Annotated in this window: 19 protein-coding genes; 6 read left to right on the plus strand and 13 right to left on the minus strand. The window is 45.5% G+C overall.

The window, feature by feature from the left end:
- Nucleotides 1–188: 188 nt before the first annotated feature.
- From ACJJIV_RS02495 to ACJJIV_RS02505, 3 genes are all read right to left on the minus strand, one after another.
- Nucleotides 189–1,580: an MFS transporter gene (locus tag ACJJIV_RS02495; RefSeq protein WP_444890646.1), complete on the minus strand. Its 1,392-nt coding sequence runs from the start codon at nucleotides 1,578–1,580 to the stop codon at nucleotides 189–191.
- Nucleotides 1,581–1,746: 166 nt separating this feature from the next.
- Nucleotides 1,747–2,808, minus strand: coding sequence for a LacI family DNA-binding transcriptional regulator (locus ACJJIV_RS02500; RefSeq protein ID WP_444890647.1), 1,062 nt, complete (start codon nucleotides 2,806–2,808; stop codon nucleotides 1,747–1,749).
- A 76-nt stretch (nucleotides 2,809–2,884) separates the two neighbouring features.
- Nucleotides 2,885–4,138, minus strand: coding sequence for an MFS transporter (locus tag ACJJIV_RS02505; RefSeq protein WP_444890648.1), 1,254 nt, complete (start codon nucleotides 4,136–4,138; stop codon nucleotides 2,885–2,887).
- Nucleotides 4,139–4,568: 430 nt separating this feature from the next.
- Here ACJJIV_RS02505 and ACJJIV_RS02510 point away from each other — a divergent pair, with 430 nt between their 5' ends.
- Both ACJJIV_RS02510 and pgmB read left to right on the plus strand, forming a co-directional pair.
- Entirely contained in the window at nucleotides 4,569–6,920 is a 2,352-nt protein-coding gene (locus ACJJIV_RS02510; protein ID WP_444890649.1) for a glycoside hydrolase family 65 protein, read from the plus strand.
- Nucleotides 6,917–7,588, plus strand: a complete 672-nt coding sequence (gene pgmB / locus ACJJIV_RS02515; protein WP_444890650.1) for a beta-phosphoglucomutase — start codon at nucleotides 6,917–6,919, stop codon at nucleotides 7,586–7,588. The genes ACJJIV_RS02510 and pgmB overlap by 4 nt, the downstream gene beginning before the upstream one ends.
- Nucleotides 7,589–8,074: 486 nt before the next feature.
- Here the strand turns inward: pgmB and ACJJIV_RS02520 are convergent, their stop codons facing one another.
- The 3 genes from ACJJIV_RS02520 to ACJJIV_RS02530 all read right to left on the minus strand — a co-directional run bounded on the left by ACJJIV_RS02520 (nucleotide 8,075) and on the right by ACJJIV_RS02530 (nucleotide 10,042).
- Nucleotides 8,075–8,527: a cupin domain-containing protein gene (locus ACJJIV_RS02520; RefSeq protein WP_444890651.1), complete on the minus strand. Its 453-nt coding sequence runs from the start codon at nucleotides 8,525–8,527 to the stop codon at nucleotides 8,075–8,077.
- Nucleotides 8,528–8,595: 68 nt separating this feature from the next.
- Nucleotides 8,596–9,594, minus strand: coding sequence for a hypothetical protein (locus ACJJIV_RS02525; RefSeq protein WP_444890652.1), 999 nt, complete (start codon nucleotides 9,592–9,594; stop codon nucleotides 8,596–8,598).
- Between the two features lie 142 nt (nucleotides 9,595–9,736).
- The gene (locus ACJJIV_RS02530; protein WP_444891688.1) at nucleotides 9,737–10,042 is read right to left on the minus strand and encodes a PaaI family thioesterase; all 306 of its coding nucleotides are present in this window, start codon (nucleotides 10,040–10,042) and stop codon (nucleotides 9,737–9,739) included.
- Between ACJJIV_RS02530 and ACJJIV_RS02535 the strand changes: the two genes are divergently transcribed.
- Entirely contained in the window at nucleotides 10,015–10,248 is a 234-nt protein-coding gene (locus ACJJIV_RS02535) for a hypothetical protein (protein WP_444891746.1), read from the plus strand. The two genes, ACJJIV_RS02530 and ACJJIV_RS02535, sit on opposite strands and share 28 nt — an antisense overlap.
- 181 nt (nucleotides 10,249–10,429) lie before the next feature.
- On the opposite strand, the gene ppnN is transcribed toward ACJJIV_RS02535, so the two are convergent.
- The 3 genes from ppnN to ACJJIV_RS02550 all read right to left on the minus strand — a co-directional run bounded on the left by ppnN (nucleotide 10,430) and on the right by ACJJIV_RS02550 (nucleotide 15,847).
- On the minus strand, nucleotides 10,430–11,803 hold the full coding sequence (gene ppnN, locus ACJJIV_RS02540; protein ID WP_444890653.1) for a nucleotide 5'-monophosphate nucleosidase PpnN: 1,374 nt from the start codon (nucleotides 11,801–11,803) through the stop codon (nucleotides 10,430–10,432).
- Nucleotides 11,804–12,258: 455 nt separating this feature from the next.
- On the minus strand, nucleotides 12,259–13,146 hold the full coding sequence (locus tag ACJJIV_RS02545; RefSeq protein WP_444891689.1) for an alpha/beta hydrolase: 888 nt from the start codon (nucleotides 13,144–13,146) through the stop codon (nucleotides 12,259–12,261).
- 418 nt (nucleotides 13,147–13,564) lie between these two features.
- Nucleotides 13,565–15,847: a TonB-dependent receptor gene (locus ACJJIV_RS02550; RefSeq protein WP_444890654.1), complete on the minus strand. Its 2,283-nt coding sequence runs from the start codon at nucleotides 15,845–15,847 to the stop codon at nucleotides 13,565–13,567.
- Between the two features lie 387 nt (nucleotides 15,848–16,234).
- Between ACJJIV_RS02550 and ACJJIV_RS02555 the strand changes: the two genes are divergently transcribed.
- The 3 genes from ACJJIV_RS02555 (at nucleotide 16,235) to ACJJIV_RS02565 (ending at nucleotide 17,977) form a co-directional block, all read left to right on the plus strand.
- A complete protein-coding gene (locus tag ACJJIV_RS02555) occupies nucleotides 16,235–16,591 on the plus strand; it encodes a hypothetical protein (RefSeq protein ID WP_444890655.1) in 357 nt (118 codons plus the stop codon).
- A 334-nt stretch (nucleotides 16,592–16,925) separates the two neighbouring features.
- Nucleotides 16,926–17,558, plus strand: a complete 633-nt coding sequence (locus ACJJIV_RS02560; protein ID WP_252085497.1) for a LysE family translocator — start codon at nucleotides 16,926–16,928, stop codon at nucleotides 17,556–17,558.
- Nucleotides 17,559–17,620: 62 nt separating this feature from the next.
- Nucleotides 17,621–17,977 (plus strand): DUF4870 domain-containing protein, encoded by a 357-nt coding sequence (locus ACJJIV_RS02565; RefSeq protein WP_444890656.1) that lies wholly within the window; start codon nucleotides 17,621–17,623, stop codon nucleotides 17,975–17,977.
- Between the two features lie 189 nt (nucleotides 17,978–18,166).
- Here ACJJIV_RS02565 and ACJJIV_RS02570 read toward each other — a convergent pair whose 3' ends face one another.
- The 4 genes from ACJJIV_RS02570 to ACJJIV_RS02585 form a co-directional block, all read right to left on the minus strand.
- The gene (locus tag ACJJIV_RS02570; RefSeq protein ID WP_252085495.1) at nucleotides 18,167–18,916 is read right to left on the minus strand and encodes a M12 family metallo-peptidase; all 750 of its coding nucleotides are present in this window, start codon (nucleotides 18,914–18,916) and stop codon (nucleotides 18,167–18,169) included.
- A gap of 227 nt (nucleotides 18,917–19,143) precedes the next feature.
- On the minus strand, nucleotides 19,144–19,821 hold the full coding sequence (locus ACJJIV_RS02575; RefSeq protein ID WP_444890657.1) for a protease inhibitor BamI-like protein: 678 nt from the start codon (nucleotides 19,819–19,821) through the stop codon (nucleotides 19,144–19,146).
- Nucleotides 19,822–20,313: 492 nt separating this feature from the next.
- Nucleotides 20,314–21,135, minus strand: a complete 822-nt coding sequence (locus ACJJIV_RS02580; protein ID WP_444890658.1) for a reprolysin-like metallopeptidase — start codon at nucleotides 21,133–21,135, stop codon at nucleotides 20,314–20,316.
- Nucleotides 21,136–21,381: 246 nt separating this feature from the next.
- A complete protein-coding gene (locus ACJJIV_RS02585; RefSeq protein WP_444890659.1) occupies nucleotides 21,382–21,996 on the minus strand; it encodes a protease inhibitor BamI-like protein in 615 nt (204 codons plus the stop codon).
- Nucleotides 21,997–22,327: the final 331 nt, after the last annotated feature.

The raw sequence follows: 22,327 nt of genomic DNA on the forward strand, positions 1-22,327 counted from the left end.
CTTCGTACACTCTCACCCTATACAATTAACTCTATAAAGACTGTTTACCTAAGAATGAATCCTCCTAGAGGTATTTTTCCCAGAAAAATATTTACGCTGGTATAAATATCCAGACAACATTGATTGTTAGAAAAAAGGAGGCTTTAGGCTTTTTGAAAATAAAAGGAACTACTACCCTCTTAGATATTTTATTTTGTACTCCCTACCCTACGAGGCTCCCCCTCAACAAAAAAAACTGATACCACCAGCCCAATGAGTGCTAAGTAGGCATTAATTGTGAAAGCTCGGTCTATACCGGTTGAGAGATCTGGGGCTAAGGCAATTATGGTGGTATTCATTCCCAAGCCTAATGCGCCGCCGGCGATCTGGAACATATAGATAATCCCGCCTGCCAGACTCGATCGGTTGCGAGCAACAATGGTCACTGCAACTGTAGTCACTGTCGAAAAGAAAAAACCAACCCCGGCACCAAGCACCAATAGGCCTGGTATCAACTCCCGGAAACTGGTATTTACTTGTATATGGGAGAGCATGAACATTGCTACACTGATAAATACCGAGCCTATCGCTATGATCACCTTGGCTCCTATTTTTTCGTAAAGCCTACCGGATATATAGGAAACTAAGCCGTAAGCCATCATCATCGGCATCAGCCCAATGCCGGCCAATGTTGGGGAATAACCCCGCACTTTGGTGAGAAACTGTGGAATATATACAAGCGCAGAAAAGAAGACTACTGAAAGCAATAAGGTCACTACACATGCCGCAAAGAAACGCCTGTTACTCATAACATCTTTGGGAATTAGTGCATCACTTCCGGCATTACGCTCAACAGCAGTAAAGCCTCCCAGAAAAAACACGCTAATGATAAATAAGAGGACAACTATCGGACTTTTAAAGCCCAGTTCTACGACAAGATCCAAGGCCATTAACAAGCTAAACAAAGAAATAGAGAGTATCGTCACTCCCAGGTAGTCAATATGCTCGTCAATCTTCTCTGGCTTATCATCAGCGACCGTTTTCAAGCAGCCTAAACACACTAATGCTGCGACTATAACATCGAGAAGAAATATCCATCGCCAACTCGCAAACTCGGTTAAAAAACCTCCTAACATTGGGGCAAAGGAGTCAGAGATTCCACACACACCCATGATTAGACCGCCGGCCAGGCCCGAGCGCTCTTTTGGTATGAGTTCATAGACCATCCCCAATATTGCCGGCCACATCAGCGCCCCACCAATTCCCATCAAGGCTCTGGACACTAGCAGCATCCAAATATCCATGGATAAAGCGGCAAGCAGCGAAAAGAAGGCAAAAAAACCTGCACCTATAAAAAAAATGCGTCGCCGCCCATAAATATCAGCCAAACGTCCACCCGTGATAATCAGAACACCAAATACGAGGATGTAGCCGTTGATAATCCACTGGGCTCTTGTAATGTCAGAATTAAACTCTTGCTCAATGGTGGGGATGGCGGCGGGGAATATGGTTAGATCATTTGCCACCAAAAATACAGCGAAGCTGAGGCCAATCAGCGCCAACAACCTCTCTTTACTTTTGAAAGTATTGGAATCTGCCATTGAGTTCTACCGAGCGCGCTCTTTTATCAGAGCAAAGATCGTTGCTTTGACAGTTTGGCTTATTAGGTTGTAGAGCAACGGACTCGGCGGAAGACTGGCGTGCCTGGAGAACCAGAAGAAATTCAAGAGCGCTTAAGACAGCTCCAGGGGGAGCTGCCAAGATTGATTACTGACTATATTCCTGGATCGGTTGGAAATCAGGGTTGGCGCCACAGGAAGAGCGTACCACCAGTTCGGTTGGCAGCACTGCTGGCTCTGCTGTCTTATCACCGATCAACTGCATCATCTTCTCCACCATCAGCTCACCGCCACGCTGGATATTCTGGCGCACAGTCGTTAGTGGGGGCGTATAGAAAGGCGCGATGGGGATATCATCAAATCCAACTACTGCAATGTCGTCGGGAACCTTGTAACCCTGGCTCTGCAAAGCCTTGATGGCTCCCATTGCAATGCTGTCACTTGCGGCGAAAATCGCATCGAAGCTCAACCTCTCGGTTTTTAGCAAGTCTGCAATGGATTGATAACCGCTTTCGCTGGAGAAAGAAACCTGAATTTGACGCTCGCTATTACCCAGCCCCTCTGCGGTAAGTGCGGCCCTATACCCCTCGTAGCGACCGTAAATTTCGGGGTGCGCAGTATCACCAAGAAAGAGGATGTTACGACGTCCCAGCTTGAGTAGGTGCTCGGTGGCCTGGCGCCCTCCCATCTGATTGTCACTACTTACAATGCAGTAATCGAGATCTGGTTTGGTAGTACCTCCCCATACTACCAACGGATCGCCCTGGCGTTGTAGTTCACGCAGGGGGCTGTCGTCCACCCCTTGTCCAATCACAATTACCCCATCGGCGCGGCGAGACCCCATTAAGTAGGCATGCCAATCGTCACTTGTAACGATACGATTTGAAAACAGTAGATCATATCTGTGCTCGGCCAAGCGATCGGCAATCGCGCCAATCATGTCCAACATAAAGGGGTCGGAAAAAGTCTGGCCTCCGGCGCTTCCGGTATTGATGACGACAGAAATGGTATGGCTGCGTTTTAAACGCAGATTGCGTGCACTCTCGTTGATTTTGTAATTCATACTACGCGCGATTTGCTGAATACGCTCCCGAGTCTTTTCATTGATTAGCGGGTTGTTATTCAGCGCGCGGGAAACAGTGGATTCAGAAACTCCCGCCAGCCGTGCAATATCGGACATGGAGACGGGAGAGGAGGAATCCTTAGGCATGCGTACTTCACCTTGTTCGCGGGAAATACGCCATCTTAGGCGTGCTACAAGAGTTTGTAAAATGAACTCTGATAGCTCAAACCGTCAACTTAGCTGAGGCCCCAACTTCTCGCCCTTCCACAGCCCTACGGAAAAAGAACAAGCTGACTAGAATTACCGAGATCGGCACCAGTGATAAGTAAAAGGCCACCTGACCATCAAAGGCTTCAAAAACCGAACCCGTAATCAGTGAACCGGTAGTGCCCCCTAGCGCAGAAAAAATCACCAGAAGCCCGGTCATCGCCGAATGCTGATGGGTCGGTAGTGAACTCAGCATCACCGAGTTGATTGCCGGATAAATGGGGGCCATAAACAGGCCAATCAGAGGCAGAATAAAGGCCGCAATCGGCGCATTGAACCAGTTGATATCCGGGTTGGCCTGCACATCACTGGATAGCGGCAGAGTCAGTACCACCAGTAATGCCATTGCCAGCAGGCAGACATTCAGCACTGGGTACCAGTGTAAACGCCGCATAATAGCCCCAGCCCCCAAGCGGCCCAAGGCGAGCCCTGCGGCAAAAATACTGGCAGCCTGGACGCTCATCGCCGCTGGTAGCTTCAAAATTTCATTGTTAAACGTGGGCAACCAGCTGCCGATACCCTGTTCGATCAACACATAGATAAAAACGGAAATTACATAAATATAAACCAGGGGCTTGGCCATCAGTTTTATCATTGCCCAGAAATCCTGCCGTGGACTGGTGCCTTCAACCCGGGTACCCGACTCATCCATTTTTGTCAGCGACAATAAAATAAAGGCAAACAGACAAATCGCAGCCAGCACCCAATACACACTCAGCCAAGCTATGGAACCTGGATTGGCTGAGTCGATAAAGGCACTAAACAGCCAATACCCACCAAGAACCCCCACCATAAATACCCCCTCCAGGGTATTCACCATACTCGCATGTTCATTTGGACCACGGGTTAACAGGCCCACAGTTGAATAAACCGCGACCTTCACCAAGGCAAATGCGACTCCCACGGAAAGGAACAGTAGTTTTGCTGTCCAGAAACCTGGCAATAGGGGCATGGCAATACAAGCCCCGGTAACAATAGCGAGCCCCATCAGCATGGCCCGCTTAAATCCGAAACGCGGCAGTTGCGAAGCCACCAGAAAAGATACGATGCCGATGGGGATATCCTTAAAGCCCTCCAATACACTGGCTGCAGATTTACTCACGCCGTAAGTATTAATCACCTGCAGTATCACAGTACCGACACTGTTCAAGAGAATGGCGAATACAAAGTAGATGGCGAATAGGGAAAGCAGTATGCGCTGATTGTTCATAAGGAAATCTTTATCGGTCTATGGCTCAGGCGTGCAGCCGTACCAGCCTGTTATTGTACATTTTTTGATCTCTTAGTGTGGGTTGATGACTGTAAATTTTCACGCCCCCAGAACTCAACAGTATGACTTACCACAAAAGAATTGCAATCGTTTGCAATGTTTCAAACTGCCAAATAGAGACCATTCAGCGATCGCCGGTCAGACTAGCGGGTTACTAGATAACAACAATGCTAATAAATTCATTATTATCAATAAGTTAAAGAATTTTTACACTCACAAATAGCACATAGCTACCGTAGGAGGAGATTTTTTTACCCCCGAAATGCAATCGATTGCATTTTAATGTGTACAAGCGATAGACTGCAGGGAGTTGCTCGAAGCGCTAATCACTTCGGCAAAGCACCTAACCATCAGTTTCTGTGTAAGTGGTATGAAGAAAGAACAACAACATAAGCTTGAAATTCACCCCTGGGGCCTGCTGGAAAGAGAGTTTCAAGCGGATGACTACCCTCTTAACGCCACCCTATTCTCCCTGGGCAATGGTTTTATTGGCCTGAGAGGCACCTTTGAGGAAGGCTTTGATCCCGAGCCCTTTTCTGATGGCTGTTACCTCAATGGGGTCTATGCCAGTGAACCTATTCGCTACGGCGAGGCTGCTTACGGCTACGCCCGCAATAATCAGCGCATGCTAACAGTACCGGACGGCAAGGGTATTCAAATCTGGGTTGATGGAGAGCGTTTCAACCTCGCTGAGGGTGAAATACTCGAGTATGAGCGCCATCTGGATATGGCCAGCGCAACCCTTGCGCGCAGCCTCACCTGGCGTTCACCTCTTGGAAAAACCCTCAGGCTCAAAACCCAGCGCCAAATCTGCCTAACTGAAAAACACCTAGTGCTCATCCATGTTGAAATCACTCCACTGGATTTTGGTGGGGAGATACGCTTGTTAACGGGGCTGGATGGCAATCTCGACCAAGCCGAGCGCAGTGACGATCCACGCCTGGCTTCCCCCATTGACCAAGGGGATATCCAATGGCTGAATAACGTCGCCGATGGTGACTACTTGGCACTGGCGCTCTCAGTTAGAAGCAGTGGCTATGAGATTCGCTGTGCCGCCACACACCGCCTGCAGGCCAGTGCGGGCCACACAATGACTAATCTGCGCCATGAAAACCGAGTAGCCACCGAATACCGATGTGTTGCCCAACGGGGTAAACCCATAGGACTGACCAAATACCTAGCCTACTTCGCAGAGCAAAGGGCTGAGCCGATTGAAGCTGGATCACTTCGCCAATACCTTGAGCTCAACGCCAATAAAAGTTTTGCTGAATATGCCAAGGCCCAACGCATAGAGATGGATAAATTCTGGCAAGAATCCGATATCCAGGTACTTGGCAACGACAGCCTACAGCAAGGTATTCGATTTAATCTTTTCCACCTATTCCAATCCCTAGGCAGGGATGGACGTACGAATATCGCTGCTAAAGGGCTCTCGGGAGATGGTTACGACGGCCATTACTTCTGGGATACAGAAATCTATGTATTGCCGTTTTTTCTCTACACCCAGCCCAATATGGCCCGCCACCTGCTGGAGTATCGCCACTCGATCCTGGATGCGGCCCGTGCCCGTGCCCGAGAGCTGGCGATCAGCAAGGGCGCACTCTTTCCCTGGCGCACCATTGGCGGGGAGGAGTGCTCTGCATACTACCCTGCCGGCACCGCCCAGTTTCATATCAATGCGGATATCGCCTATGCGGTTCGCCACTACAGCCGAGTCACTGGCGATACAGAGTTTCTGCGGGCAAAAGGGGCGGAGCTGGTTATTGAGGGGGCCCGCCTATGGATGGAAATTGGCCACTTCAACCCTCGCCGAAACAACCAATTTTGTATTAATGAAGTCACTGGCCCGGATGAATATACTGCGTTGGTAGATAACAACTTCTATACCAACCTGATGGCCCGTGCGCATTTGGAGTATGCTGCAGAGGTATACCAATGGTTGCAATCCTTTGATCCAGAAGCGTGCCTGGCCTTGGCCCAGCGTATAGAGTTGGGCCCACAGGAGCCCATGCTTTGGGCAAAAGCCGCAAAGGCCATGTACCTTCCCTACGACCAATCCCAAGGTATCCACCCGCAGGATGATGGCTTCCTCGACAAGCCAGTGTGGGACTTTGAGCAAACACCGGCAAATCATTACCCCCTGCTACTGCACTACCATCCACTGGTAATTTATCGACATCAGGTTTGCAAGCAGGCAGATGTAGTCTTGGGACTATTGCTCGAAAGTTCCGAGTTTTCCATCGAACAAAAACGCCGCGACTTCGATTTTTACGAACCGCTCACTACACACGATTCCACCCTATCCGCCTGCATCCACAGCATTATTGCCAGTGAGGTGGGATACCCTGAAAAAGCGCTCGACTACTTCCAGCAAGTAGCACGAATGGACCTGGACAATCACCACAATAATACCCAGCACGGTATCCATACCGCCTGTATGGGCGGCACCTGGATGTGCATGGTGCAGGGCTTTGCCGGTATGCGCCTGCATGGTACCGAATTGAGCTTCGCCCCGTTTGTACCCGAGGGTATGGAAGGGTATCGCTTCCGTCTGCAATTCCGTGGTCGCACCATGGAAGTGGACATCAATTGCAGTAATGCCAGCTATACCCTGATAACTGGCAAGCCCATCAACCTTCATCACATTCATGAACCCGTATTTCTCGCAGTAGGCGAAACCCAAACATTTGAGATAGCACCACCAGTGGAGGTAACACAGTGATCTATCGTGCAGCAATTTTTGATCTGGATGGTGTACTCGCAGATACCGCACGACTGCACCTGAAAGCCTGGCACCAACTGGCCCAAGAACTCAAGCGCCCATGGGCTGAAGATACCGGTGAAAGGCTTAAGGGACTGGAGCGTATGGCCTCATTGGAAGTGATTCTTGGGGAAGAGAGCGATCGGTTTAGTGAAAAGGAAAAGATCGATCTAGCTAGCAGAAAAAATAGTTATTATCAGAAACTGATTCGCAGCTTATCCCCAAAAGATCTACTGCCCGGTGCTGGGGAGCTTCTCGCCTGGTTAAACGAGAAACAAATCCCCATTGCCCTAGCCTCAGCCAGTAAGAATGCGCAGGCCGTTTTACAAGCATTGGAGATATCACATTACTTCTCAACAATTGCCGACCCAGAACAGTCCGCACCTAAACCCTGCCCGGATATTTTCCTCGCAGCAGCGCAAGGCCTACAAGTTGAACCTGAACTCTGTGTTGCCTTTGAGGATGCTGCTGCCGGGGTCGCTGCGATCAAAGCCGCCAACGGAATGACTGCTGTTGGGGTGGGGAGTGAAAATTCCCTGAGAGAAGCTGATTTTATTGTCGGCAGCCTGTCGGAGTTCGTCCCTAAAGACTTTTTTCTTTCTGCTATCCACGCAGCTTCAATCAGTTAAATGTAAGAACTGTTGCAAAATCAATATTCAAGCTGAATAGAAAGATTGCTCTCCTTCTATTCAGCGTTACTTTCTTTCTAATATTGTAAAGAGGTAGCCCACTAAATAGCGACTACTAGCAGTCTCTCCCTAAAGCTAAGCTTTACTGCTGCAACATATTTAACACGTACTAAGGTTACTTCGAAAAACCAACCCCAACAGAAACGAGATATGAAAGAAAGGGCCACCAATCAATAGGTTGGGGAGAAATCACCCTACGCATATATGGAAAATACGTGTACTCGAAGAAATAAAAACCAGAATAAGTATCTGACCTTTCCTAAGAATTCACTGAGTGATTGAGCAAAATTACCAGCCCCATTTCCCCAGACTTATAAACCCCAAACCAGCGATCAACCCCCAAATATAGTAAGGAATATATGACCTACAATGCTATAGATACCCTTTTACCCCTTCATTTGCATGAGAACAACCACCCACCTAAAACTAAATAAACTTCAACATGTCGGAATTTATGAAAATTAACTTTTTAGCCTCAATCGATTGTGAATCTATCAGGCTAAAATCAGCAAATTCAAATCCTGGCCCAACGGAGCAGCCTACCAGTACTGTCTTTCCAATAGGTTCAGCTGCCTGCCAAGTTCCAGCTGGAACAACCTGACAAAACGTATTATTATTGGACGAAATTTCCATCCTCTGAACATTCTTATCCAAGTCATTCCAAGTATAAAGATAGAGTCCTGCGCCTTGATATAAATTCCACACCTCATCCGATTGCACTTTATGAAATCGGCTTACCTCGCCTTTATCTAATGAAAAATAAATGTGAGTGAGCGCTGATCTTCTCTGCCCTTTATTATTGGTCACCACTGCATTGGACCTGAACACTTCAAGAAATCTCCCGCCTTCAGGGTGTTCCGATAATTTGATAGGCTGCATGACTATTCCTTTAAGACCTATAATGAAATTAACAATAACCTTAAAATTGATCTCAACCAAAGAGGCACTTAATTCTCACGTTTTTCTTTTGACAGATTTTTGGCAATATTAGCTATCGCCTCTTCCATTGAAACCAAACCATTCAAGTAAGGTATCCAATACTTATCAAGAAGGGATTTATAATTCCAGCGCCCAACATATAAACCGTTCAGTGTTGCGTAATCTGTGAAATTTGGCTCTTCCTTTGAAATAACTCTTCTAACAACTTCACCAACTGTATAAAAATGAATTGGATGCCAAATATGTTTATGAGCCTTTAAGTCATATTTATCAAACTCACTGCTGATTATCCCTTGAAGTTTGCTTTTGCGATTTACACTGTTAGCATGTGTTAACTCATGAAAAAACATTTCTAATGCAAGCCAGCCTGAGTAATCTGAATAGGTACTATTGATAATAGTTTGAGAACTTCTTCCTGAAGTGGTAGCTCCCTGTCGCATACCAGGCTTATAGACAATATTTACTGTATGCGCATTTACTAGCAGTTTTTCACCAAAGAGGTCTTCGAGCCGGCTAGCAATTGGGTCACCATACACATCCAGCTTCTCCCGTAAACTTAGATACCACCTAAAGTTACTTTCTCTATGCAGACCCCACATTTGCTCATTATAAAGAGTGGAAAGCTCCTGCAAATGAGCAGATAAGTTATTATTAACTGATTCAGAATCGACAGGAGTGCCGGATAAAAGCAGGGCTGTTAGATCTGCCACTTCCCCGCTAGACCGAATAATATTAATATTTTGTTCAGCCCCATGTGTAATATAATCATTGATCGCCCTCTCGAAGAGGTACAACTGATCAGCAACAATGCCTTCCTCCTTCTTTAGAGCCGCATATAGATTTTTATCTCTTGCCAATTCATACAAATATAGATGTAAATTCAATAACGGCTCATTTTTAAAGCTCACCAATCGCCAACTATCTAACTGGTCAGATGCCTTTTCTTCTGCGAGAACGGGAAAAACTAAAGAGAGAAATATTAGAGCAAGTAGAAATGGACGAAGCATTAGAAAAGCACCAGCGGGTTATTCTTATAAGGCAAGGGAAGAGTGACACTGATCGATCATCCTCCCAATATGGTAAGAATATAACTTCCAGAAGGAGCCCCTGCAAATAAGTACTGCTGTTCAAGCTGGGGGCAATCCTCAGTCACGGGTATAAAATCAATTGCGTGCAGCGAAACAATGCCAACTTTTTACCCGTACTCTTACAAACTACAGAAGCATCCCATACCTGAGTGGTCCGCCCCATATGAACAGGTGTTGCAGCACAAAGAACAATCCCGTCCCGAACTGTTCCCAGATGATTCGACTTCAGTTCAACAGTAGTAAAACCAGAAGCCTTTTCTGGTAAGTTCGCCAAGCAGCCAATACCACAGGCCGTATCGGCCAAAGAAACGACGCTACCAGTATGTAAGTAGCCATTAGGTGCCAAATGAGACTCCAAAATTTTCATCTCTGCATGGATCTCGCCCTCAGCAACTTTCACAAGTTCAATCCCCAGAAGCCCTGGAAGCCCTGGAAGCCCTGGAAGCCCTGGAAGCCCTGGAAGCCCTGGAAGCCCTGGAAGCCCTGGAAGCCCTGGAAGCTTACCTTCGCAAATCTTGTTGTAATAGTTATGGTCCTTCATATAAATCCTTATTAACAACTAAACAGTCATAAAAACAATCCAATTAAGGCAAAAATTTCTCTTTAGCCCTACTAAACATCTTCTTATATCTAGGTTACACAGCAAACTTACAGAGGGGTGTAATTTTTTCTATACATAATAATTATTTTTCTAGAGCTCTACCCCACCTAGCACCCCCTTGCACATTACTATTTCTGATAGAAAATTCTGCAACTACTTGGAAATTACCTTATAGCAGGGAACATACTCTTTACCCGGCAGCTTCATTCTCTGTTGTTTCACAAAAGACTCCAGCATAATATCAATGCTGCGCATAATGCTCGAATCACCACGCAGCTCATAAGGTCCATACTCCTCAACCATTCGAATCCCTTCATTTTTTACATTACCAGATACGACTCCAGAGAATGCACGTCGCAGGTTGGCAGCTAAGAGATAGGGTTCTTGGCTTTTATGTAAGGCGAGGTTCAGCATACTTTCATGAGTTGGTATAAACGGCTGCTGAAATTCATTAGCAACTTTTAACTTCCAGTTAAAATAGTAGGCGTCATCCGTTGCTTTGCGGAAAGACTTGACTTCCTGTATGCCTACCGACATTTGTCTAGCCACTTCCTGTGGGTTATCAATAATAATTTGGTATCTTGAACGAGCTTCTTTGCCCAAAGTAGAGGAAATAAATTCATCAATACGAACAAAATATTCCGTTGCACTAGGTGGGCCGGTGAAGATAACAGGGAATGGCTGATCCTTATTTTCTTCGTGTAGGAGTATCCCCAGGAGATAGATGATCTCCTCAGCAGTACCTGCCCCCCCTGGGAAAACCACAATTCCGTGGCCTGTGCGTACAAAAGCTTCTAAGCGTTTTTCAATATCTGGCAGAATAACCAGTTGATTGACGATTGCATTTGGCGCTTCTGCAGCAATAATACCGGGTTCGGTAACACCAAGGTACTGGCCATGGCGATCGCGCTGCTTGGCATGGCCTATTGTGGCACCTTTCATTGGCCCCTTCATTGCTCCCGGCCCACAACCGGTACAAATATCAAGGTGGCGCAAAGCCAACTCATAACCTACCTGCTTAGTATAATCGTACTCTTCAGATAAGATTGAGTGCCCTCCCCAGCATACTACCAGCCTAGGCGTGCGGACTCTATCGAAGGTACCGGCATTTCTCATAATATGAAAAACCGCATCGGTAATGCCCTGAGAGGAGGTTAAGTCATGTAACTTACTGCCGGTGATTTCACTATTTACATAAATAATATCTCTCAGTACCGCAAACAAATGCTCTGCAATACCACTGATAATTTTGCCATCAACAAAAGCACTGGCTGGAGCGTTTTTAAGCTGTAGTTTTATACTGCGCTCTGTGGGGACAACAGAGATATCAAAATTAGCAAAGGTTTCCAGAAGCTCCTTACCATCATCCATAAAACCGCCACTATTTAGCACCGCTAGTGAGCAGTTTCTAAAGGTTTGGTATTGTGAACCACGACTCTCGCTACTAAGCCGATTAATTTCATACTTGGATAGGATCTCAAACTGCCCTGTAGATGAAACCTGTGCATCGATAAGATCAATAGACATGCAACCCTCTTATTGAACTGAGATTGGGATCTTTACATAAAATAGTGTTCTGGTGCTATAGAAGTGTAATCTAAGTTGATGACTAGGCTTCTTTTTAATTAAACCGAGGCAATTGGATTTAATAGCCAAGAAAAGTTGACGTACAACTAAACCATTCACCTGAGACAGGAAGTGCCAACAGAGGAACACAGGCTTAACTCTTTGGGACTGAGTCGCGATTCACATTATTTTGACCCAGTTTACATCTTGATCACAGGTACTCTTTGGCTGGTCATTGCAAGTAGGCACTACTTATTAAGCCCGCACCATGAAAACCATCCCACCTATTGGTTCAGGCTTAATTTGACCATTACCCTTTTTAGGGACAACACATTACCAGATCAACCCTGAACACATTTATAAAAATAAAAATTCTCACTAAAATTGAGCCCGGGGTTCTTTAATAGCATCAAACTTTAGTTTGATGTCCTACGTCCCAGGCCTTCTTCAGGGGAAGGCTTAACTTTAGATAAAAGTTGATCCAGCTCTTCAAGTACAATCCACGGATCGGTTTTATCGTACAGATGCGAGGAGTATTTCATAATTACATGCTTGGCGTTGTCACTAATCTTGGTGAGTTCAATTTGCGACTGATCCCAAGTCCTGTTGTAAGCATCTACATCTGCATAACTCATTTTAGTCTGACGAATTGTGGTATGTGGCAACCCTCTACTCATAACCGTGATTGGAATCTCTTTCTTTAACTCATAACGCTCTGGTTTTGATGCAGACTCTGCAAAATCTTCGAAGGAATGCTTTTCCTTTTCCCACGCCATAATCCACTGCATCGTTGCCCACCCCTCCTTGGATAAAGAAGACTTCAGGTTTCCGTACCAGGATTCATGGGCTGCATCCACAAATAGAAGGGCAGACACCCTGCTGGGGTTTTCACTTGCAAATGCCCTTGCTACTAAACCACCAAATGAGTGGGCCACAAGAACTACGGAGTCCCATTTTTTAAACTCCACGAAAGCCTCAAGCTCAGCAGAAAGCACATCCATCGATCTAACTTTTGGAACGGCATGCGCACTTTTTCCAACTCCAGGCCGATCGTAGATACAAAGCATAAAATCATTAGAAGAGAATTTATGAAAGGTATTTTTATAGGTACTATGCGCATCTAACCCCATACCTGAAACCATCAATACTACTTTTTTATCCTCACCCTCCTCTTTACAAAGATAGGATATTGTATTCCCTCCAATGGTAACAAACTCATATTTATGCTCATCTTGCGCCCAAACTGAGCTACAAAGAACACTGAGTAAAAATGCGGTATAAATTTTTATAATCTTCCTTGGAATTTATAGCTTACATAATATCTACGGTGAGTATCGGCACCCAAAACATTGTCAAACCGGTAACTCCTGTCCCTCATTCACCTAAATCAAATAACACTATTTACCCGACACAGACGTAGCTCTTAATGCTGCATATTTAACTGAAAAATATACCTGCCGAAAGAACAACTCGTACAACTTACCAATTTAGCCAGCAACATCTACAAGCACTATCCCAGAAAACCTTTGCCAGGGAAATCACTATAATATTTACTTTATAAGAGGCTCGTTAATTGATAGGGACAATAATCAATCTTAATAATGCTGAAAATTCGACCAAGTCGAGCATTTTAAGGACAAGTGGCAAGAAGGCATAAAAAAGCCGCACAATAGAAATTGTGCGGCAAAGCTCATAAAACCTGCGGGAGAGGTTTGAGTCAAACTAGAAGTCGTAAGCGATGCTTAACTTGATATTGCGCGGCAGGATATAACGAACATTGGTTGCCTGAGGATCCCTTGGGTCTCCCTCGGTGATACCCTCCTCATCGGTGAGGTTATCCAGTGCAAGCTGAACGGTAATATCGTTTAAGTAGGCCACTGCTCCAAAATCCACTTTGGTATAACCCGGCAGCGTCACCGAGTTTTTACTGTCATTGAAACGATCACCCACTCGGCTTACTCCACCAAACACCGCCATATCAATATTGCTGATCGTGAAATCATAGTTCTGGCTTAGGCGTACTTGGTACTCGGGCTGGCGCATCACTTGATTACCTTTATAGTCACCGCTGGTGATTTCTGGCTTCTGCAAAGTTGCATTCAGGCCCAAAGTGAAGTCACCCCAGTGGACCTTGCCATCAAGCTCAAGGCCCAACGCCTCTGTTTCCAGGCGGGCGCATGTGGTGCTACCAATAATGCAATCAGGCATTCCCTGGGTTTCATTGTAGAAAAGGGTGGCAAACAGCGAGTAGTCTTGATCCTGCAGCTTGTAGCCCAGCTCATATTGGTCGATATCGATAATCAGATCGGAACCCGCGCGGAAGCTCTCGCCAAACTCGCGATAATTATCAAAGTCCGCAAATTTGAAGCCTGAATTTATACGGAAGAAAGCCCCCATATTCTCAGCGAAGGCCCAATCTACTGCAGCTGTATAGGCAGTACCCTCTTCATCCGCCTTATAGGTGTTAAAAATCCCATCACGAACACCTTCATCTACTGAGTAGTTAGTTTCACGATTTGCTGAGCGCACACCCAAATCAAAAGTGAAATCGCCCAGGTAAAACTCACCAGCAATGTATAATGCGTTTTCTCGGGCATCACCTACCGCTTCAAGATCATGGCTCCAACAAAGAACTGGGTCGAGTTCTTTATCATCACAAGAAATATCGCCAGCAACTTGCTCACCATCATGACCAAGTACATAGTACGCTTGGTTTCCAAGACTCCACCACTCATCAACTTCCCAACTAGAAGTGTAATAGCCTGCGGTTACCTTAAAGTTATCCCACTCTTTGGCTAGGCTGATATCGTTGGTCGTTGCCTCAATATCTTTTCGTACTACCCAAGCACCGAATTGCTGCAACAAAGTTTCATTACTGACCTCAGCCCCAGACACGGTAGTAGCTGAAGTTACGCTTGTACCATCGTCGTATCGCAACTCACTAGGTAATACCGGGCGACCATTGGGTACAAAACCTAAAGTATCAGCATTACCACTGGTCAAACCAAAACGCTCAGTAAGGCTCCAGCCATTACCCAGGTCCAGCTCAAGGTAGGCGCCAGCTACGATGCCGTCCCAACCACGGCCTTCTCCCATATCAAAAGTTTCCCAGCGCGTTTCGGAGCCACCATTTCCGTCGGCCTGGGAAATGGGCACTGAAACCTTGCGATTGCTGGGACCCACTTGGGTGTAGTCAGTTGCCAGGAAGGAAGCATTTGGCAGATACCAGGTGCCAGTATCTTTAGTATCTCGTACGTAGAAACCGGCTTTGCCGTTGTCCATCTCTTTAGTCAGGTGCAAGGTGAACTGGTGACCTTCTTCTGCATCAAAACCGGCATCGCGAATACCGGGAGAAGAACTCACATACCCACCCATCATGTAGTACACATCTTCGCTGAGCTTCCCAGTCAGAAGGGCATCAGCCCTTTGAAGGTCATAGTCCGAAGTGGTGTATTTAAAGCGACCCTCGGTTTCTTCGGTCCCCTCTTTCAAAATGAAATTGGTCGTGAGACCCGGCTGGCCGTTAGAGTAGACCGGATTAGGGCCACCGCGCAGGCCTTCTACACGCTGGATCGTCTCATCCACACGGAATAGAGAGGAGTTTTCCATGAAAGAAAGAGTCGGTGCCGGGTAAAGTGGCAAGCCATTCATAGAGACCGTCACAAACGGAGCGTCACTGCCGCCCGGAAATCCCCGTACATCAATGTTTGCACCAGATACGCCGCCAGAGCTTTCAACCCAAAGACCTGGGATAGACTTCAGCAAATCTGCAGTGCTAGACGGGGAGGCTTTACCGATTTCATCGTCACTCAGGGTTGTGATTGAAAAGCTCGCATCCAGCTTTTTTATACCGGCACCACCTGGGGTTCCCGTGGTGATCACTTCCTCAATCACCCTATCTTCAGACGCCAATGGTGAAGTGGCTTCCTGAGCTGTGGCATAGCCCCAGGAGCCCAGCTGCATGGCCCCAAGAGGTATAGCCAGCGCTAGAGGATTCTTCTTCATTAAAACTTCCCTCTCATCGTCATTCTTATTGGATTTTGAGATGTGTCTGGCACACGCCAATGCAAACGATTGCAATTTATGTACCCGTCCTGTGAGACGACACTTTGGAACAACTATAAAGCAGAATTGCAATCGATTGCAATGCGGTTGACAGGGTAATTTGTGGCTATTTCCTGTATTTGGTCATATTTGCTAAGGAAGTAAGATTCCGCCAGACATCCTCCCGGTGAAGTGAACAGACGCTGCCACAGACCCTAAGACGTATTTATTGCTTTGAAAGGGGTCAATGCGTTTCTAAAGTAGAATTATGCGAATGCATGGAAGGTATCCTTGTTGTAGCTGACAAGGATGTATTTAGAAGTTCAGTGCTATCATTGAGGGCTCAAAATGACCAGTTCTTCATGTCATCAGGCGGACAACCACTCCCATAAGCACGGCCCCCACTGCGGGCATGCCGCTATACGGCATGGAGACCATGTTTGTTATTTGCACAATGGCCATCTACACCATCCCCACCATGGCCACTATGATGAGCACGTGCTGGAAGTCAGCAGCAAAAATCCCGCGAGCTGCAACCCTGTCACTACCAGCACACACGCCACTCATGTCCATGGGGAAAACTGCGGACACGAACGTATTCCCCATGGAGATCACTTCGATTATCTGGTAGATGGACACCTGCATCATGTACACGGTGATCACTGTGATGATCATGGCCCAGTGGAAATGATACAGGAGCAGTAGGGGCCTACTGAGAAGCATAGGCGGGGTTGATTGTGCGAAGAGCCAAACAAACTTAAGGTTACACTATCAACCCTAGCCTGCTTTCGAAAAAGGTGAATACCCCTTTACAACCAAGAGACCCTCAAATAAAAACTCTTAATAAAGGCTCATTTTCTGACTTAAACCCAAGACTCCGATTATCTCCCCAATAACCTTCCTCTCCAGATAATTACGCTGCATCATCTAAAGCAAAGGTACAATTTGGATTTCCTCATAACAAGACACTACTTTTCAGGGGAAGTACTGATCCCAGGGTTATAATCCCCCAGCTACAAGTCCCCTAGGAGCTTTCTTTGTGCCCGAGATTCATATTTTGACCGCCTTCCTTGGTGCATCTGCCCTATTGGCCATCTCACCAGGTCCAGATTTAGTATTGATATCGACCTACTCCGCCACAAGAGGTTTTTTGGCTGGATTTTTAATCGGTTTGGGGATTTTCATTGCAGGACTTATTCAAACGCTACTCGTCGCATTTGGCCTCGGCCAAATAATGCAGGCCATGCCATTGGTCGCCATAGTAGTAAAAACTGTCGGAGCCCTCTATCTTGCCTGGCTTGGATTTAATCTATTGCGTAGCTGGCGCGCCAACCTCTCTGTTCAGAACACTAAACCTGTAACAGAAAGGCTAACTCCTTGGCAGCTCGTCAGTAGAGGCCTGATTAATAATTTAATGAACCCGAAGGCGCTTTTATTTTTTAGCTTGTTCTTACCGCAGTTCACCACAAGTACAGAGCCCCTTACGCCCCAAATATTACTTCTTGGCATTCTGCTCAGTACCACAGCCCTCATAGTCAATACAATATTTTCTCTTTCATTTAGCCGGTTGGGACACGTATTTAAACAGCCTGCAGCATTTACTCGACATTCGGAGGGCATCCTGGGGGCTATTTTCCTTGGCCTTGCCGCTCGCCTAGCAACAGAACGCTAGCCGGATAAAATTCAGCCATATTAAAGTTTACATGAAACGTAAAATTGCAAGAGAAGGCATTTATGGATAGCTATAAACCATGGGGACTAGATAGAAATACGTTTCTAATGCTCCTACACCTGAGTCAACTGGCCTGGATTATTATTCCTGGTGCAGGCTTTGTATTACCAGTCATTATGTGGGCAACCACAAAAGATCAGGTTCCAGAGATTGACAGGCATGGAAAGATGATTTTCAACTGGATGATCAGCCTGTTTATTTACTCTATTGTGAGTACTATTCTTATCGTTCTCGGCGTAGGTCTTTTGGGGTTGGTCGTGCTCGCTTTAATCAATGTAGCTTTTATTCTTATTGGGGCCATCCGAGCCAATGAGGGCGTTTTTTGGCGCTACCCACTCAGTATTCGCTTTTTTCAATAAGTTTAAAGATTGCCTGCTCCAGACGTGTATAGCTTAAGTGGTATCCGCGTAATTTTAGCGACTAACAGTCGTCAAACTAAAAAGCCGGAAAAAACCCCGGCTTTTTTCTAGTCAAAGACTAGAGGTGCAAGCAACTGCCACTAAATATAAAATGACGGCTTGCTTTGATCATATAGATACAGCGAGTTATTAGTAATAACCTGCAATATCATCTACGATCGGGCCAATTGCGCGGTACGCGTTTGAGATATCAACACCATTTCTTCTTTCACCACAAGGTAAACCATCACAGGCTACCCAATCCGGATCTGAGAAAATATCAAACTGGGTTGTAGTACCGAATACATGCGGATAAGCCATAATCGTGGTAAACCTATTTTGTACACCATGGCCATAGCCATAGGAGTACACGCCAGGAGTACCTTGCTGAGCAGTAGAGTGACTCAGGCCCATATTGTGGCCAAGCTCATGAACGAAAGTGTTGTAGCCACAGTCTACGGCAGTGATACTATAAGCTTGATCACGGGTAGAAGCATACATTGTGCCATTGCTACCTTGACCAACCCAGGCGATACCACAAGTGGTATAACGACCATCAGTTTCGGCCATGCCCAACAAAATGATCATGTCCGCTTTTTTTGAAGCACGCCAGTTCTGGTAGCTGCTACTCGCGGTAATAGTATCGATGTCACTTTCTGTAGGGCGGCGATCTGTGGAGGTTCTCGCTGTACCTACCAAGTTTAGCTGAATATCAACAAGGTTATTTTTAAAAGAATTATTGGCATAAGCAATATACTGATCAATTTTTGCAGAAATATCGCCAGTATAAGCTGCCGCTTGATCTGTATATACAATGCCTACATCAACAGTTTCAGCCTGTGCAAAACCGGAAACTGCAGCAGCTGCAACGGCAGCAGCTAAACTTTTTTTGAGACTCATTGTAGTCTTCCTTTTTTTTATATAATTAATGCATGTACTTTTTTTGGCAGCTGCAAAAATTGATCAACTGCCAACATGACATGCTTTTGCACCCTAACCCGCAAAGAAACTATCCTTTTTTTCCAACCTATCGAGAAAATAAACTCTTAATATTTACGGGTTACCTATAGACACATCCCTTGTCGACCTAAAGATTTGAAACTATGCATCCCTCATCTTTAGATTCTTTACAGCTCATCTTCAACTAAAAGATCGCCGCCTTCTAATTTCTTACCTTGGGACGATGGTTTTCTACGTAGATCACCGTTTTCTACATGACCCTGAATTAAAGCCCCATTAGGCGCAATCCATGCAAAACCATCTTGTGCCTCCATAGTGTAAGAGCCCGATGGCAGGTTCAGCTGAGCATAAACCACATCCTTTCCTAGCGTTATTGTGGCCCCAAAGAGGCGTGCATGCCCCGGAAAGTTTAATTCCAAGCTTTTGTTTCCACTCGCGTGCTGTTGAATACTTCCCACCTGAGCATCGTAGTCACCTTCCACTCCAGGAAGATCCATATCAACATATTCGCCTATCTCTAAATTCCTTAACATATCCACGTTAAGCTCAAGATAAGTTTCACCCTTGAGATCTTTTGGTAGGCGACCATTTTCATGAAGTACCTGCTTGGCTAACTCTGACTCTTCCCAAAGAATATTTTCAACTTCTTCCAGAGGCTCATCCATTGCAGATGCCTCACCTTCAACAACTTCATCCAAAGAGTCTTCTACAGGAAACCTATCAATAGCCAGTTTAGGCTCTGGAATTTTTGCGACCTGTCTTTCAGTATTAGACTGCCCTTTAGACCAAAAATAATATCCAACCCCTAGCAAGATCACCAAAACAGGAATTATCAACTTCTTCACAGCTCACTATCCCAACATTCATTTATTAAAATAACACTCCCGAAACCCCAAGCTTCAGAAGAAAATTTTTTCTCGCAACATCAACCAGAAAAGGTTACTTCCAGACATTCTCGCCATCACCCAGACTCAGACGAAGAATGGTATCAGGACCTCAAAATATTTTTTTTAAAACACTTCACAGATAAGAAAAATAAAAAAATGATCGCAACTGAAGCCGACAACAAAATCATAAAAAACTGCAAACCTCATCGCAACCAACAAATATAAGTCCTTAAAAATATTGAGAAGTTCATCCACTTGAGGAGCTTAAATGGTTATAAAGCTATAACCAAAAAAAAGGATGCGATAAATTACACCAAAAGATAAAAAAGACACCTGCAGAACAAGTCAACCCAAAAGTTAAAGAACAAAAAAAGGGAGGGCAAAGCCCTCCCCAAAACAATGGAGTTAACAGTCAATAACTTCTCAACAAATCAAGAGAGTAAAAGTAGATTAATAATAGCCAGCTACATCATCAATAATCGGCTCCAATGCTCTATGAGCATCAGCCCGATTTCTCTCGCCACACGGTAACCCGTTGCAGATTTTGCCTGGATCAGAAAATGTATCCAGTCTTTCAGCGCTTCCAAATGCAGATGGATACGCCATAATAGTGGAGAAACTGTTATTTATACCGTAACCAAGTCCCCAACGGTAAACATAACCACTGGTATCACCTTGTTGGCGAGAATGAGTCAGCCCCATGTTGTGGCCCAGCTCATGAATAAATGTAAGATCAGTACCCCCACAATCAACTGCAGTCAAACTATAGGCCAAGCGCTTGGCACTAGGATCCATTACACCGTTACTACCTATTCCGCCCCAGGCTACTCCACAGCGGGTACCAAGAAAGCGTCCATCTTCCCAAACTTCTTCGCCCTTGCCTAACAGAGCAACCATGTCGGCTTCAAAAAGTTGACGCTGCACCCCAACTGGGCCGGGAGCAACTTGCGTAATTTCAGCGTAGGTCGGCGTACTATCCTCGGCAAAGTACTCAGTTAAGCCAGAAAATTCATTGAGGTTGTCTCCATTAATGAGGAGGTCCTCCTTGGAATACTCTCTTGAGTCTACCAATTCCAGCTGAATATCCAGGCCATTATTCTCGTAGATACGGTTAGAAGTACTGATCAGATTATCAACCATTACGGAAATATCACCAGTATACTGAGCCGCAGGGTCGGTATACCAAACCGCAATTTTTATCGTCTCCGCACTTGCCGCCCCAGAGATGGTAAGAGCCGTTATAGCGGCAGCCAAACTGTTTCTTAGCTTCATAGCAGTTCCTTTTATTATTAAATTATTTACCCCAACCTTTGTGATCCAACCAATGAAACCGGTTACATCTTTGGTTAAACTGATCAAATCACAAAATGCACTCGCCTTAACTGGAAAATAGATTACTCCCTACTCTCTTTTCCACCTGTAAAAGCAATCGCTTCTGGCAGTAACAGGCACTTCAAGCAGCACTCCCTTGGCTGCTAGCCAGGTAAGGTAACTCCTACCCCAACATTAGATAAATTCTTACTTTAATTTTACCTCTTCTTCCAAGTGACTCCTGGTTAAATCTTTTTTCGAAGCCACCCAAGCATAATTTCCCTGCGCCTCTAGGGAGTATGAGCCTGAAGGCAATGTTAAATTACCATATACCGAGTTTTTGCCAATTGTGAAATTTACAAAATACACGCTACCATAACCAGGCAGGTTCATTTGTACACTTTTATTCCCACTGGCATGCTCCTGGACTTTATCCACCTGAGCATCGTAATTTCCCTTCACCCCAGGCATTTCTATATCAACATAGTCTCCAATAGATAAATTCTTCAGAGCCTCTACATCAATCTCAAGATATGTCTCTCCATTTAAATCAAGCGGCAAGCGTCCTGACTCATGTAAAACCTGCCTTGCGACATCCGATTCTGCCCACATCAAGGCACTATCAGGGTTCGCCTCTTGCTCTTGGGCGGAAGGCATCACTACCACTTCTTCTGTAGATTTAGTTTCAGCTGGAACAATTTTCTTGGAGGGAGGTGAGACTGGTTTTTCAGTAATCGGTTGTGGGCTATCTGTTTGACTCTTTGCCCAGAAAAAATACCCTCCCGCACAAAGGAGAGCAATCAGTGGAATTATTTTTCTCATTAGCTTCTCACTGCAAAATATTTATGCTAGCTCAGAAAAAATCTCAATGGTGCTGATTACTTAATGAGCTACAGCAAAACCGAGACTTAACCTTTCCTAACATGGACCACTATGCTGAGACGCTTAATGCTAATTTCCACGCAATTAATTTTTCAGAATTATTTCACAAAAATGTCATTCCTGTACGGGTAGCCTGTGAGTGTTCTCTGACTTTACCTGCTGGATACGAAAAAATATCGACAGGTTCCTGAAAAATAACAACAACATTAGCTCAAAATTTTTTCTGCCAAAAAAGAAAAAGCCAGCAACGCTGGTAAGAATTGCTGGCCTT

Source organism: Microbulbifer mixtoriginis (SeqCode) (genome assembly GCF_052466765.1).

What these genes read in the sequence shown, in the direction of transcription:
- ACJJIV_RS02495 (WP_444890646.1), bottom strand. Translation starts at nt 1,580, where the DNA reads ATGGCAGATTCCAATACTTTCAAAAGTAAAGAGAGGTTGTTGGCGCTG.
- ACJJIV_RS02500 (WP_444890647.1), bottom strand. Translation starts at nt 2,808, where the DNA reads ATGCCTAAGGATTCCTCCTCTCCCGTCTCCATGTCCGATATTGCACGG.
- ACJJIV_RS02505 (WP_444890648.1), bottom strand. Translation starts at nt 4,138, where the DNA reads ATGAACAATCAGCGCATACTGCTTTCCCTATTCGCCATCTACTTTGTA.
- ACJJIV_RS02510 (WP_444890649.1), top strand. Translation starts at nt 4,569, where the DNA reads ATGAAGAAAGAACAACAACATAAGCTTGAAATTCACCCCTGGGGCCTG.
- ACJJIV_RS02520 (WP_444890651.1), bottom strand. Translation starts at nt 8,527, where the DNA reads ATGCAGCCTATCAAATTATCGGAACACCCTGAAGGCGGGAGATTTCTT.
- ACJJIV_RS02525 (WP_444890652.1), bottom strand. Translation starts at nt 9,594, where the DNA reads ATGCTTCGTCCATTTCTACTTGCTCTAATATTTCTCTCTTTAGTTTTT.
- ACJJIV_RS02530 (WP_444891688.1), bottom strand. Translation starts at nt 10,042, where the DNA reads ATGAAAATTTTGGAGTCTCATTTGGCACCTAATGGCTACTTACATACT.
- ppnN (WP_444890653.1), bottom strand. Translation starts at nt 11,803, where the DNA reads ATGTCTATTGATCTTATCGATGCACAGGTTTCATCTACAGGGCAGTTT.
- ACJJIV_RS02550 (WP_444890654.1), bottom strand. Translation starts at nt 15,847, where the DNA reads ATGAAGAAGAATCCTCTAGCGCTGGCTATACCTCTTGGGGCCATGCAG.
- ACJJIV_RS02555 (WP_444890655.1), top strand. Translation starts at nt 16,235, where the DNA reads ATGACCAGTTCTTCATGTCATCAGGCGGACAACCACTCCCATAAGCAC.
- ACJJIV_RS02565 (WP_444890656.1), top strand. Translation starts at nt 17,621, where the DNA reads ATGGATAGCTATAAACCATGGGGACTAGATAGAAATACGTTTCTAATG.
- ACJJIV_RS02570 (WP_252085495.1), bottom strand. Translation starts at nt 18,916, where the DNA reads ATGAGTCTCAAAAAAAGTTTAGCTGCTGCCGTTGCAGCTGCTGCAGTT.
- ACJJIV_RS02580 (WP_444890658.1), bottom strand. Translation starts at nt 21,135, where the DNA reads ATGAAGCTAAGAAACAGTTTGGCTGCCGCTATAACGGCTCTTACCATC.
- ACJJIV_RS02585 (WP_444890659.1), bottom strand. Translation starts at nt 21,996, where the DNA reads ATGAGAAAAATAATTCCACTGATTGCTCTCCTTTGTGCGGGAGGGTAT.